10 protein-coding genes, 1 pseudogene and 1 other annotated feature are annotated in these 13461 nt (G+C 52.6%); of the genes and pseudogenes, 5 read left to right on the top strand and 6 right to left on the bottom strand.

What is annotated here, in order from left to right; translation table 11 throughout:
- Positions 1-313: 313 nt before the first annotated feature.
- Positions 314-3460 carry a multidrug efflux RND transporter permease subunit AcrB gene (gene acrB, locus U0026_RS17140; RefSeq protein WP_062773818.1) on the bottom strand — a complete coding sequence of 1049 codons (3147 nt, stop codon included), beginning with the start codon at positions 3458-3460 and terminating at the stop codon, positions 314-316.
- 22 nt (positions 3461-3482) lie between these two features.
- Positions 3483-4679, bottom strand: coding sequence for a multidrug efflux RND transporter periplasmic adaptor subunit AcrA (acrA, locus tag U0026_RS17135; protein WP_062773816.1), 1197 nt, complete (start codon positions 4677-4679; stop codon positions 3483-3485).
- Positions 4680-4821: 142 nt separating this feature from the next.
- Here acrA and acrR point away from each other — a divergent pair, with 142 nt between their 5' ends.
- Together acrR and mscK are read left to right on the top strand one after the other, a co-directional pair.
- On the top strand, positions 4822-5466 hold the full coding sequence (gene acrR / locus U0026_RS17130; protein ID WP_062773814.1) for a multidrug efflux transporter transcriptional repressor AcrR: 645 nt from the start codon (positions 4822-4824) through the stop codon (positions 5464-5466).
- Positions 5467-5591: 125 nt separating this feature from the next.
- Positions 5592-8945 (top strand): mechanosensitive channel MscK, encoded by a 3354-nt coding sequence (mscK, locus tag U0026_RS17125; protein WP_062773812.1) that lies wholly within the window; start codon positions 5592-5594, stop codon positions 8943-8945.
- Between the two features lie 29 nt (positions 8946-8974).
- Here the strand turns inward: mscK and U0026_RS17120 are convergent, their stop codons facing one another.
- From U0026_RS17120 to priC, 4 genes and pseudogenes are all read right to left on the bottom strand, one after another.
- Positions 8975-9172 (bottom strand): hypothetical protein, encoded by a 198-nt coding sequence (locus tag U0026_RS17120; protein WP_062773810.1) that lies wholly within the window; start codon positions 9170-9172, stop codon positions 8975-8977.
- A gap of 187 nt (positions 9173-9359) precedes the next feature.
- A pseudogene (locus U0026_RS22795) lies at positions 9360-9464 on the bottom strand (Rpn family recombination-promoting nuclease/putative transposase); the annotation flags it as partial.
- A gap of 83 nt (positions 9465-9547) precedes the next feature.
- Complete coding sequence (rsmS, locus tag U0026_RS17115; RefSeq protein WP_073971095.1) at positions 9548-9706, bottom strand: pleiotropic regulatory protein RsmS; 159 nt, start codon at positions 9704-9706, stop codon at positions 9548-9550.
- A 12-nt stretch (positions 9707-9718) separates the two neighbouring features.
- Entirely contained in the window at positions 9719-10246 is a 528-nt protein-coding gene (gene priC, locus U0026_RS17110; protein ID WP_062773808.1) for a primosomal replication protein N'', read from the bottom strand.
- Between the two features lie 66 nt (positions 10247-10312).
- Between priC and U0026_RS17105 the strand changes: the two genes are divergently transcribed.
- The 3 genes from U0026_RS17105 (at position 10313) to dnaX (ending at position 13415) form a co-directional block, all read left to right on the top strand.
- Positions 10313-10690 (top strand): DUF454 family protein, encoded by a 378-nt coding sequence (locus tag U0026_RS17105; protein ID WP_062773806.1) that lies wholly within the window; start codon positions 10313-10315, stop codon positions 10688-10690.
- A 149-nt stretch (positions 10691-10839) separates the two neighbouring features.
- Complete coding sequence (gene apt, locus U0026_RS17100) at positions 10840-11391, top strand: adenine phosphoribosyltransferase (RefSeq protein WP_062773804.1); 552 nt, start codon at positions 10840-10842, stop codon at positions 11389-11391.
- 92 nt (positions 11392-11483) lie between these two features.
- Positions 11484-13415 carry a DNA polymerase III subunit gamma/tau gene (dnaX, locus tag U0026_RS17095; protein WP_062773802.1) on the top strand — a complete coding sequence of 644 codons (1932 nt, stop codon included), beginning with the start codon at positions 11484-11486 and terminating at the stop codon, positions 13413-13415.
- Positions 12745-12809 (top strand) — a sequence feature (DnaX frameshifting element). It overlaps the preceding gene by 65 nt.
- Positions 13416-13461: the final 46 nt, after the last annotated feature.

Raw genomic sequence — 13461 nt, 5'->3', positions numbered from 1 at the left:
CAGAATGTTAGGTGGAAAAGGTCTAATGAATACATTAGACAGCGTATAACTTAGCATCGTGCCACTTACTTTCGTAGGAATAATCTTAAATCCTATAACGGATAAGAAAAATGCAGATTATTCATAATTAATTATAGAAAAATCTCAATTGCAGATTTTTAGCGACAGGAAGTTTATTTTTAATATTGTGCATAACACACGCTCTCTATTTTATGGTGAATAAAAAATAGACGTTATGGGCGAATGTTAGAGCCAGGGGGAGGCAACAGGATAAAAAAAGGGCCGCTTGCGCGGCCCCTGGGATGACGTACTGTTAGTGATGCTCAACCTTGTGGCTGTGCTCAACGTCTTCGCTCTTACGGCTAAAGCGACGACGGACCACCACGAAGAACACCGGTACGAAGAAGATAGCCAGAACGGTCGCGGTGACCATCCCGCCCATAACCCCAGTACCTACGGCGTTTTGCGCACCGGAGCCTGCACCGGTACTGATAACCAGCGGCATAACGCCGAGGATAAACGCCAGTGAAGTCATCAGGATTGGACGCAGACGCATACGTACCGCTTCCAGCGTTGCTTCAATCAAGCCTTTACCTTCTTTATCCATCAGGTCTTTAGCAAATTCCACAATCAATATTGCGTTCTTCGCCGATAGCCCGATGGTGGTCAACAGACCTACCTGGAAGTAAACGTCGTTGGTTAAGCCACGGAATGTTGCCGCCAGCAGCGCGCCGACAACCCCCAGCGGAACAACCAGCATAACCGAGAACGGAATAGACCAGCTCTCGTACAGTGCTGCCAGACACAAGAAGACGACGATAAGCGAGATGGCATACAGGGCAGGGGCCTGGTTACCGGACAGACGTTCCTGATAGGACATGCCCGTCCAGTCGTAACCGATACCCGCAGGCAGTTTACCCGCTAGCTCTTCCATCAGGTTCATGGCTTCACCGGTACTCTTACCTGGTGTTGCCTGACCTAAGATCTCCATAGAAGGCAGACCGTTGTAACGTTCCAGACGCGGTGAACCGTATTCCCAGCGCGAGGTAGAGAAGGCCGAGAACGGCACCATCTGACCATCGCTGCCGCGAACGTACCAGTTACCGATATCTTCTGGCAGCATACGGTATTTCGCTTCGGACATCAGATACACTTTCTTCACACGACCACGGTCGATGAAGTCGTTGACGTAACTACCGCCCCAGGCTGTGCCCAGCGTGGTGTTGATGTCGCTGATCGAAACACCCAGCGCCTGTGCTTTTTCCTGATCGATATCGACTTTAAACTGCGGCGTATCTTCCAGGCCGTTCGGACGTACGCCCGCCAGCATGTCAGGGTGCTGCGCAATCATGCCGAACAGTTGGTTACGTGCTTGAGTCAGTTTTTCGTGACCCAGACCTGCCTGGTCAATCAGCTGGAAGTCGAAACCGGTCGCGGTACCCAGTTCAACAATCGCTGGCAGGTTAAAGGCGAACACCATCGCATCTTTAATCTGCGAGAAGTAGCCCATCGCACGGCCGGTAATGGCTTCAACCTTGTTCTCATCACCCGGACGTTCACTCCAGTCTTTCAGAGAGACGAACGCGATACCGGTGTTCTGACCACGACCTGCGAAGCCAAAGCCGTTAACGGCGAAGACTGATTCAACGTTGGCTTTCTCTTTGGTGAGATAGTAGTCGGTCATCTCATCAAGCACTTTCTGCGTACGTTCCTGGGTAGCACCAGCAGGCAGCTGCGCCATGCTGAGGAATACACCCTGGTCTTCGTCCGGCAGGAACGAGCTTGGCAGACGAACGAACAGGAACGCCATACCCACAACGATGATCAGATAGAGCAGCAGATAACGACCGGTACTGCGCAGAATGTTACCTACGCTGTCGGTGTAGTGGTGCGTACTCTTATCGAACATACGGTTAAACCAACCAAAGAAACCGGTGGTCGCGCCGTGGCTACCTTTCTTAATCGGTTTCAGCATGGTGGCACACAGTGCCGGCGTCAGGATCAACGCAACCAGTACTGACAGCGCCATCGCGGAAACGATAGTGATGGAGAACTGACGGTAGATTGCCCCGGTCGAACCACCGAAGAAGGCCATCGGGATAAATACCGCTGACAGCACCATCGCAATACCGACCAACGCGCCCTGAATCTGGCCCATTGATTTACGCGTGGCTTCTTTCGGCGGTAGCCCTTCTTCCGCCATTACACGCTCAACGTTCTCGACCACCACGATGGCGTCATCCACCAACAGGCCGATGGCGAGCACCATCCCGAACATCGTCAGGGTGTTTATCGAGAAGCCGAATGCAGCAAGCACGGCAAAGGTCCCCAGCAATACAACCGGTACTGCGATAGTTGGAATCAACGTCGCGCGGAAGTTTTGCAGGAACAGGTACATGACCAGGAACACCAGAATGATCGCTTCGACCAGCGTTTTCACCACTTCGTGGATCGAGATCTTAACGAACGGGGTGGTGTCGTATGGGTAAACGATTTTCATCCCTGATGGGAAGAACGGCTCCATCTTCGCCAGTTCAGCGCGGATAGCATTGGCAGTATCCAGGGCGTTAGCACCGGTAGCCAGTTTAATCCCCAAACCGGAAGCCGGTTGGCCGTTAAACTTCGCGACCACGTCATAGTTTTCACCGCCCAGCTCCACTTTCGCCACATCGCGCAGGCGAACCTGGGAACCATCTGGATTCACTTTCAGCAGAATTTTGCTGAACTCATCCACGTTGGTCAGACGGGTCTGTGCCACGATGGAGGCGTTCAACTGCTGACCTTTAACCGGCGGTGTACCACCTAACTGGCCTGCAGCAACCTGGGCGTTCTGTGCTTTCAGTGCGGCGATAACATCAACCGGCGTCAACTGGAAGTTGTTCAGTTTGTTAGGATCCATCCAGATACGCATCGCGTACTGGGAACCAAACAGCTGAACGTCACCGACGCCGCTGGTACGGCTAATCGCATCCTTCATGTTGGCAGCCACGTAGTCAGAAATATCATCCTGATTCATGGTGCCGTTAGTGTTGATAACGCCGACAACCATCAGGAAGCTGCTCGAGGCTTTTTCAACGCTGATACCCTGCTGCTGAACTTCCTGCGGCAGAAGTGGCGTCGCCAAAGCGAGCTTGTTCTGAACCTGAACCTGTGCGATATCCGGATCGGTACCGGATTCGAAGGTCAGGGTGATGGTCGCTGTACCGGTTGAGTCACCGTTGGAGGACATGTACATCAGGTGATCGATACCGTTCATGTTCTGTTCGATAACCTGAGTTACGGTGTTCTGCACCGTTTCGGCGTCAGCCCCGGGATACATGGCTGTGATCGAAATCGCAGGCGGCGCAATCGTTGGATATTGCGCTACCGGCAATTTGAGGATCGATAGCCCCCCAGCCAGCATGATAATAATGGCGATCACCCATGCAAATATGGGGCGATCGATAAAGAAATTAGGCATGTCTTAACGGCTCCTGTTTAAGTTAAGACTTGGTTTGTTCTGACTGAGCGGCGCCTGCTGAGGCTTGCTGTTTATCGTCAGAAGTGACTTCCTGAGCTTTTACCTGCACGCCAGGTTTCACTTTTTGCAGACCGGTGATGATGACACGATCGCCGTCTTTCAAACCTTCGGTTACCAGCCACTTATCGCCAATTGCCTGTGAGGCAACGATCGGACGGGTTTCAACTTTATCGCCTTCACCGACAACCAACGCGGTTGCATCGCCACGCGGAGTACGGGTGACACCCTGCTGTGGTACCAGCAGCGCGTTCGGGTTGGTCCCTTCCTGCAGACGTGCACGGACGAACATGCCCGGCAGCAGCGTATGATCAGGGTTCGGGAACACCGCACGCAGCGTGATAGAACCGGTCGTCTGGTCAACGGTCACGTCAGAAAACTCTAATGCGCCGCTCTGCGGATACTTGATGCCATCGTTGGTCACCAGATCCACTTTCGCTTTGCCGTTTTCCTGCTTCAGTTTGCCATCTGCCAGTTCTTGCTTCAGACGTAAGAAGTCATTGCTGGATTGGGTGACGTCAACGTAGATCGGATCTAACTGTTGAACGGTTGCCAGCGCGGTGGTTTGGCCATTTTGCACCAGTGCACCTTCAGTGACGGATGATTTACCAATACGACCGCTGATTGGAGAGGTCACTTTGGTATAAGCCAGGTTAATACGTGCCGTTTCAACGGCCGCTTTTGCGGCGAGGACGGCGGCGTTAGCCTGTTGCGCATCGGCGACCGCAGTATCGTAGTCCTGACGGCTGATGTACTGAGTGCCGAGCAGTTTGGAATAACGGTTGACGGTGACTTTGGCAATATTGGCGGCAGCTTGCGCTTTCGCTAAATCACCTTTCGCGCTTTCATAAGACGCCTGGTAAGTTGCTGGATCAATTTGATACAGCGACTCGCCCGCTGTGATTTCGCCACCCTCGGTAAAGTTACGCTTAAGAATAATGCCGCTAACCTGCGGGCGTACTTCGGCAATGCGGAAGGCATTGGTGCGGCCTGGCAGTTCCGTTGTGATGACAAGAGGTTCAGATTTGACCGTTACGACGCCAACTTCTGGCGCCTGTTGTGCTCCTTGCTGAGCTGGTTTGTCGTCACATCCTGTTAGCGCTAAGCTGCCTGAGAGCATCAGAACGACCGCCAGAGGCGTTAACCCTCTGTTTTTGTTCATATGTAAACCTCGAGTGTCCGATTTCAAATTGATCAATGAAACAAGCGTTCACAAACCCATTGCTGCGTTTGTATTATCATCATACTATCGTACATACATTCATAAATGTATGTAACCATAACCTCTGCAATTTCACTGGCCTATGGCACGAAAAACCAAAGAACAAGCGCGTGTCACGCGTCAACACATACTGGATGTCGCCCTGCGTTTATTCTCACAGCAAGGCGTATCGTCCACCTCACTGGCCGAGATTGCAAAAGCGGCTGGCGTAACGCGTGGCGCCATTTACTGGCACTTTAAGGGTAAGTCCGATCTGTTTAACGAGATCTGGGCGTTATCAGAATCCAGCATTAGCGATCTTGAAATTGAGTATCGGGCAAAATTCCCGGACGATCCACTCTCAGTTTTAAGGGAAATACTGGTTTATATTCTTGAAGCAACCGTGATGGAAGAACGCCGACGTCTCTTAATGGAAATTATTTTTCACAAGTGTGAGTTTGTCGGTGAAATGGCCGTAGTGCAACAAGCACAGTACAATTTATGTATAGAAAGTTACGATAGAATTGAACAGGCGTTAAATGACTGTGTCATGGCAAACATGTTACCGGCCAATTTATTAAGTCGCCGAGCGGCAATTTTAACCCGTAGCTACATTTCAGGACTGATGGAAAACTGGCTATTTGCTCCTGCGTCATTTGACCTGCGGGCTGAAGCGCAGTCTTACGTCGCAATCTTACTTGAGATGTACCAGTTTTGCCCGACACTGCGCGGGGAATCGGCGGTTTAAATACCCCCTAATTACCAGGAAGAATCCTGGATTATCCGTCTATTCGCTTGTCACCATTAGTGCTATTCTGCCCAGGCATTTATCCCCGGCAATTGCCGGCTTTAGCAATCACTCATGTTAATATTATGCTGCTTACTATCCGCCCACGGGCCACGATTTCCGCATTTTGTATTATTGCTGTCTGCTTTTTCTTTTCTATCGCTGCGGTACACGCGCGGGCGATAAACGGCAATGATATTCCTGACCGTACTGACGTTCAGGATCAACTGAATTCCCTCAATAATAAGAAAGACCTGACGCCGCAGGATAAGCTGGTGCAGCAGGATCTCGATGAAACGCTGCAACTGCTTGATAAAATAGAGCGCGTCAAAGCCGAAACCAGCCAGCTACAAAAGCAGGTGGAACAGGCACCAGCGAAGCTTCGTCAGGCTACCGACAACCTGAACTCTCTCAGCGACGTCGACAACGACGATGAAACGCGTAAAACGCTCAGTACGCTCTCGCTTCGTCAACTGGAGGCTCGCGTCTCGCAAGCCGTTGATGACTTGCAGAATGCGCAAAACGATTTGGCCACCTACAACAGCCAACTGGTCTCACTGCAAACGCAGCCTGAGCGGGTACAAAACGCGATGAACTCCGCCTCGCAGCAATTGCTGCAGGTGCGAAACAGCCTGAATGGCAGCACCATCGGCGATGCACTAAGACCGACCCAGCAGACCATGCTGCAGGTGCAGAAAACGCTGCTCGATGCTGAGATTGAACTTCAGCGTAAAAGCCTCGCCGGTAACACCGTATTGCAGGACACCCTGCAAAAGCAGCGTGATTACGTGACTGCTTATAGCACTCGCCTTGAACATCAACTTCAATTGCTGCAAGAAGCCGTGAATAGCAAGCGCCTGTTGCTATCGGAAAAAACGGCCGCAGAGACCGCATCGCCTGAAGAGACTGCGCGTATCCAGGGTAACCCGCTGGTTAAGCAAGAGCTGGAGATTAACCATCAACTGAGCCAAAAATTGATTACCGCAACCGAAAGCGGTAACCAACTGGTGCAGCAAAATATCAAGGTGAAAACCTGGCTTGACCGGGCGCTGCAATCAGAGCGAAACGTCAAAGAGCAGATTGCGGTTTTACGAGGCAGCCTGCTGTTGTCACGAATTCTGTATCAACAGCAACAGACGCTGCCATCGGCAGATGAGTTGCAGGATATGACGACGCGCATTGCAGACCTGCGGCTGGAGCAGTTTGAAATTAACCAGCAGCGTGATGCCTTATTCCAGAGCGACGAATTTGTTGCCAAAGTGGAGGAAGGGCACAGTAATGAAGTGGATAGCGAAGTACACGACGCGCTGTTGCAGATTGTTGATGCACGACGTGAAATGCTTGACTTGATTAACAAACAGTTGGGTAACCAACTGATGATGGCCATCAACTTGCAAATTAATCAGCAACAGTTGATGAGCGTCTCCAAAAGTTTGAAATCCATTCTGACTCAGCAAATTTTCTGGGTGAACAGTAACAGACCGATGGACTGGGACTGGATCAAATCTTTCCCGGGCGCGCTAAAAGACCAGTTTAAGTCGATGAAAATCACCGTTAACTGGGAAAAAGCGTGGCCTGCGGTGTTCATCGCTTTTCTGGCCGGTCTGCCACTTTTACTGATTGCCGGACTGATTCGCTGGCGGCTTCAGTGGTTGAGAAATTACCAAAATCGTCTCGGCGATCAGGTCGGTAATTTACGCAACGACAGTCAGTTACATACGCCAAAAGCCATTTTAATCGACTTGATCCGCGCCCTGCCGGTGGTGCTGTTGGTGCTGGCGATTGGTCTGATATTGCTGACGATGCAGCTCAACATCAGCATGTTGTTGTGGGCTTTTTGTAAAAAACTGGCGATTTTCTGGCTGGTATTTGGTCTGTGCTGGAAAGTGCTGGAGAAAAACGGCGTCGCCGTACGTCATTTCAACATGCCGGAACAATTGACCAGCCACTGGCGTCGGCAGATTGTTCGTGTCAGCCTGGCACTTCTGCCGCTTCACTTCTGGTCGGTGGTATCTGAACTCTCCCCGCTAAACCTGATGGATGACGTGCTGGGGCAGTTTGTTATCCTGATGAACCTGCTGGTGATTGCGGTACTGATGTGGCCGATGTGTCGTGATAGCTGGCGTGACAAAGAGTCGCACAGCCTGCGTCTTATCACCGTCACCGTGCTGGCACTGGTGCCGCTGGGTCTGATGGTGTTAACCGCGACGGGGTATTTCTACACCACGCTGCGCCTGTCTGGCCGCTGGATTGAAACGGTCTATCTGGTCATATTCTGGAACCTGCTTTACCAGACCGTTCTGCGTGGCCTGAGCGTGGCTGCGCGCCGTATCGCCTATCGCCGCGCGGTTGCGCGTCGACAGAATATGGTGAAAGAGGGTGCTGAAGGGGCTGAGCCTCAGGAAGAGCCGACGATTGCGCTTGAACAAATTAACCAGCAAACGCTGCGTATCACCATGCTGGTGATGGTGGCGCTATTTGGTGTGATGTTCTGGGCCATCTGGTCAGATTTGATTACCGTGTTTAGCTACCTCGATAGCATTACACTGTGGCACTACAACGGTACTGAAGCCGGGGCGAGCGTCGTTAAAGACGTCACCATGGGCAGCCTGCTCTTTGCGATTATTGCTTCCATGGTGGCATGGGCCTTGATCCGCAACTTACCAGGGCTGCTGGAGGTCCTGGTGCTCTCGCGTTTAAATATGCGCCAGGGTGCGTCTTACGCGATCACCACGATCCTCAACTACGTCATTCTGGTTGTCGGGGCGATGGCCGTCTTCGGTTCGCTGGGCGTATCGTGGGACAAACTGCAATGGCTTGCCGCCGCGCTGTCGGTAGGCCTTGGTTTTGGTTTGCAGGAGATCTTCGGTAACTTCGTCTCTGGCCTGATTATTCTGTTTGAGCGCCCGGTACGTATTGGCGATACCGTCACCATCGGTACCTTCTCCGGGACGGTCAGCAAGATCCGTATTCGTGCTACCACCATTACCGATTTTGATCGCAAAGAAGTCATTATTCCGAACAAAGCCTTTGTGACCGAGCGACTGATCAACTGGTCGCTCAGCGATACCATTACCCGTGTCGTTATCCGCCTTGGCGTCGCTTATGGTTCGGATCTGGATAAGGTGAAAAAGGTACTGCTGGAGGCTGCAACCAGCCATCCGAAAGTGATGCACGATCCTGAGCCTTCCGTGTTCTTCACCACCTTTGGCGCCAGCACGCTGGATCATGAACTGCGCTTATACGTGCGTGAATTACGCGATCGTAGCTATACCGTTGATGAGCTGAACCGCACCATCGATCGTCTGTGTCGTGAAAACGATATCAATATCGCCTTCAACCAGTTGGAAGTGCATTTGCACAATGAAAAGGGTGATGAAGTGACGGAAGTGAAACGCGATAGTAAAGACGACGGAAAGGATCTCGTCATCGATTGCTAAGGAAAAGGGCGACAATTTGTCGCCCTTTTTTAATCGTGTTGGGTTTCAAGATCATCAGCGGTTAAGCCGGTAAGCTGGGTAATCAGCGTGACGCTGAGTCCTGCGCTTAACATATTGCGTGCTATTTTATACGCTTCTTCTCTGCGCCCAATCGCTTCGCCTTGTTCCATGCCTTGCACAATCCCTTGTTTTCGCCCTTTCTCGGCAAGCCATTCCGCAATTGTCATCAGTTGCTCCCTATGTTGTGGTGAATATTCCGCAAGTCTGGTAATGAGTTCCTCTGGGTGCTGTGTCCCGCCCGCCTGCAGCATATAGCTAATCAACGCGTCTAACTGTGGTGCAGTTAACCCATTATCCAAAAGCAAAACGCCGAGCTGTTCATGTAATGTGGCCAGATCGCTTTGGCGTATATAGCAGTGTTGTGGGTAGATGTATCTGTAAGAAATCGCGGGCAATCGCCTGATGATGCAAAAGCTGTTTAAAAATGGCGTCGTGTGGTGTTGCCGAGAAAAGTTTCATGATATTTCGTCATCGTATCGTCCTGAATGTGGCCTGGAATGTGCCACAGACGATGAGGGAACCACAGCTCGCAAAGATGCGTTTTACGAGGCGTCTTCCGCATTTTTTAGTTTGTTGACATAATCTTGCCGTACCATTTCCAGCGCGCTTAGCACAATTTGTGGCGCGATGTTATTGCTCTCCAGCAGCTCGATAAGATCGACTGCCAGTTTGACGTCATCCGGGGCATTTTCCAGCGACATAGCGTCTCCTTGTTAGCGTGTCATACGCGCCAGAACGCGTTCAATTTCCTGTAGTGCCTGCTGACAGCGCGCGATGCGCCCGTCAAAAGCGGTAATCTCACGCGCCAGACGTTGCTGCTCGTCAAGCGTGGTGGCCTGTTGATACTGCTGCTGACGCAATTGCTTCATTTCCAGCAAGCGGCGTTCAAAATCTTGTGTTTCCAGTCGCTTACGCTGCCAGCGGCGCAGCCCCGGTGAGGCGCTATCCCACACTCGCAGCGACCAGGATTCACTTTCGCGATTAATGGCCTCAATTTGTGCGGCCAGATGTTCGGCAAGCCAGGCAACCTGTGGAAGCTGCTGCTGTTCGACCGCATGTTTGAGTTCCTGAAAATGAGCGTAAGCTTCATCGAGATAGGCCTGCATCTGCGTGCTGCGCGTGCGAAAAAGCTGGCGGTCAAAACGGGCGCTCAGCGTCGCGTGCGAGGCCAGCGGCGCGACCTGAGTTTGCAGGCGGGCAAGCTGTTGTTCCAGCGTTTGTAAAAGCAGGGCCGTTTTCACCAGGTTCTCCGTATTAAACTTATCGGCTATGCTACATTAGCAGACTCACTTGATAACGATTCGCATATGCAACGTACTATTCTAATCATTATTGGCTGGCTGGCGGTAGCCCTTGGCACAATCGGCGTGGTTTTACCGCTGTTGCCGACAACGCCGTTTATTCTGCTGGCAGCATGGTGCTTTGCTCGCTCATCGCCACGATTCCACCAGTGGTTGCTTTACCGCTCATGGTTTGGCAGCTATCTGCGCCACTGGCAGCGCTATCGAGCAATGCCGCCGGGCGCAAAACCTCGGGCAATCGCGCTGATTTTACTGACTTTCGGTGTCTCTCTGTGGCTGGTCAACATGCTTTGGGTACGCCTGCTGCTGCTCGCCATTCTCTGCGGGTTACTCATTTTTATGTGGCGGATCCCGGTGGTTGATGCAGAACAACAAAAATCGTGAACCGCATTAATGGTGTTGCAATTCTCCGAACTAGCCAGTAAATTCTGGCGTTTTCGAGCACAGGCGCGCCCGGTTAAAAATTAATCATTTAAGGTTTTTAACCCGTTTTGCTCGCCTTAAGTAACACTGTTTTAATTAGGCACAAACCTATGACCGCAACTGCACAGCAGCTTGAATACCTGAAGAACAGCATCCAGAGCATCGAGGATTATCCTAAACCAGGCATCCTTTTCCGCGATGTCACAAGCTTACTGGAAGACCCGAAAGCTTACGCGCTCAGCATTGAACTGCTGGTCGAGAAGTACAAAGATGCCGGCATCACCAAAGTGGTGGGTACCGAAGCACGTGGTTTCTTGTTCGGCGCACCGGTAGCCCTGGCGATGGGCGTCGGTTTTGTCCCAGTACGTAAACCACGCAAACTGCCACGTGAAACCATTGCCGAAAGCTACGAGCTGGAATACGGCACCGATCAGCTGGAAATCCACGTTGATGCGATTAAAGCTGGCGATAAAGTACTGGTCGTCGACGATCTGCTGGCAACCGGCGGAACGATTGAAGCGACGGTGAAACTGATTCGTCGTCTGGGTGGCGAAGTGCACGATGCGGCATTCATCATCAACCTGTTTGACCTCGGCGGCGAACAGCGCCTGGAAAAACAGGGCATCACCAGCTACAGTCTGGTGAATTTCCCGGGTCACTAAGCATTTCCCGATACATAGCCTCGCCGAGTTGGCGGGGCTGTGGTAGCATTACCCCTTCAAGAATCCACCTTCCAGCGTTTCAGAGTCAGCCAATGAGTTATCAGGTCTTAGCCCGAAAATGGCGCCCACAAACCTTCGCTGACGTCGTTGGCCAGGAACATGTGCTGACCGCACTGGCGAACGGCTTATCGTTAGGGCGCATTCATCACGCATATCTCTTCTCCGGCACCCGTGGTGTGGGGAAAACCTCCATCGCCCGTTTACTGGCGAAAGGACTGAATTGCGAAACCGGTATCACCGCCACGCCGTGCGGCGTGTGTGACAACTGTCGGGAAATCGAACAGGGGCGCTTTGTCGATCTGATTGAGATCGATGCCGCGTCACGAACCAAAGTCGAAGATACCCGCGACCTGCTGGATAATGTCCAGTACGCGCCTGCGCGCGGTCGTTTTAAAGTCTATCTGATCGATGAAGTGCACATGCTTTCCCGTCACAGCTTTAATGCCTTGCTGAAGACGCTGGAAGAACCGCCTGCGCACGTCAAATTCCTGCTGGCAACCACCGATCCGCAAAAGCTGCCGGTGACGATTCTGTCGCGTTGCTTACAGTTCCATCTCAAAGCGCTGGACGTTGAGCAGATCCGCCATCAGCTTGAGCATATCCTCGACGAAGAACATATCACTCACGAACCACGCGCTCTGCAACTGCTGGCGCGCGCCGCGGACGGTAGCCTGCGTGATGCTTTAAGTCTGACCGATCAGGCGATCGCCAGCGGTGATGGGCAGCTGACGACCGTTTCGGTGAGCGAAATGCTCGGTACGCTGGATGACTCACAGGCGCTGTCGCTGATTGAAGCATTAGTGGCCGCCAACGGTGAGCAGGTGATGGAACGGGTTAACGATGCTGCGCTGCGTGGTGTTGACTGGGAAGCGCTGCTGATTGAAATGCAAAGCTTGCTCCACCGCATTGCGATGGTTCAGCTTTCGCCTGCGGCGCTGGGCAGCGATATGGCGGCAGTGGAACAGCGGATGCGCAACCTGGCGCGTACCGTTCCGCCAACGGATATTCAGCTTTACTACCAGACGCTGTTGATGGGCCGCAAAGAGTTACCGTATGCACCAGACAGACGTATGGGCATTGAGATGACCTTGTTGCGGGCGCTGGCATTCCACCCGAATGCGCCGTTACCTGAACCGGAAACGCCACCGCAGACATATGTCCCTGCGAATACGCCGGTAATGCAACAGCCGCAACCGCCAGTGCAAAACACCGCGCCGGTAACGCCGCCTGCGGCGACTCTGCCTGATTCAACCAATCAGGTACTTGCCGCACGTCGTCAGCTCCAGCAAGGTAATCAGGGAGCAACCCAACCAAAAAAGAGTGAACCGGCAGCCGCTTCCCGCGCGCGGCCGGTGAATAACGCTGCGCTGGAAAGATTGGCTTCGGTAGCCGAGCGCGTTCAGGCGCGTCCGGCTCCGACGGCACTGACCCAGCCCGCGGCGAAAAAAGAGGCCTATCGCTGGAAAGCGACCACGCCAGTCGCTGAGGTGAAAAAAGAAGAGGTCGCCACGCCGAAGGCGCTGAAGAAGGCGCTGGAGCATGAGAAAACCCCTGAGCTTGCCGTCAAGCTGACGGCTGAAGCCATTGAGCGTGACGAGTGGGCGGCGCAGGTCAGTCAGATGGCGCTGCCAAAGCTGGTAGAACAGGTGGCGCTTAACGCGTGGAAAGAGCAAAACGGCAATGCCGTGTGTCTGCATCTGCGCTCGACGCAGCGGCACCTGAATTCGCCGGGTTCACTGCAAAAGCTGTCCGAGGCCATGAGCACTTTATTCGGTGCGCCTGTTGAATTGACCATCGTTGAAGATGATAATCCGGCGGTGCGTACGCCGCTGGAATGGCGACAGGCCATCTATGAAGAGAAGCTCGCGCAGGCGCGCGAGTCGATTATCGCGGATAATAATATTCAGACCCTGCGCCGATTTTTCGATGCGGATCTGGATGAAGAGAGTATTCGCCCCATTTGATTGTGAGCCTGGCTCACGGTTGTCATCCTTTAACGTGACTTACAAG

This window comes from Kluyvera intermedia (genome assembly GCF_034424175.1).
GTDB classification, from domain to species: Bacteria; Pseudomonadota; Gammaproteobacteria; order Enterobacterales; family Enterobacteriaceae; genus Kluyvera; species Kluyvera intermedia.
Note: the sequence above shows the minus strand (reverse complement) of the source record. Positions and strands in the feature narration are given on the sequence as shown.

What these genes read in the sequence shown, in the direction of transcription:
- acrB (WP_062773818.1), bottom strand. Translation starts at nt 3,460, where the DNA reads ATGCCTAATTTCTTTATCGATCGCCCCATATTTGCATGGGTGATCGCC.
- acrA (WP_062773816.1), bottom strand. Translation starts at nt 4,679, where the DNA reads ATGAACAAAAACAGAGGGTTAACGCCTCTGGCGGTCGTTCTGATGCTC.
- acrR (WP_062773814.1), top strand. Translation starts at nt 4,822, where the DNA reads ATGGCACGAAAAACCAAAGAACAAGCGCGTGTCACGCGTCAACACATA.
- mscK (WP_062773812.1), top strand. Translation starts at nt 5,592, where the DNA reads ATGCTGCTTACTATCCGCCCACGGGCCACGATTTCCGCATTTTGTATT.
- U0026_RS17120 (WP_062773810.1), bottom strand. Translation starts at nt 9,172, where the DNA reads ATGACAATTGCGGAATGGCTTGCCGAGAAAGGGCGAAAACAAGGGATT.
- rsmS (WP_073971095.1), bottom strand. Translation starts at nt 9,706, where the DNA reads ATGTCGCTGGAAAATGCCCCGGATGACGTCAAACTGGCAGTCGATCTT.
- U0026_RS17105 (WP_062773806.1), top strand. Translation starts at nt 10,313, where the DNA reads ATGCAACGTACTATTCTAATCATTATTGGCTGGCTGGCGGTAGCCCTT.
- apt (WP_062773804.1), top strand. Translation starts at nt 10,840, where the DNA reads ATGACCGCAACTGCACAGCAGCTTGAATACCTGAAGAACAGCATCCAG.
- dnaX (WP_062773802.1), top strand. Translation starts at nt 11,484, where the DNA reads ATGAGTTATCAGGTCTTAGCCCGAAAATGGCGCCCACAAACCTTCGCT.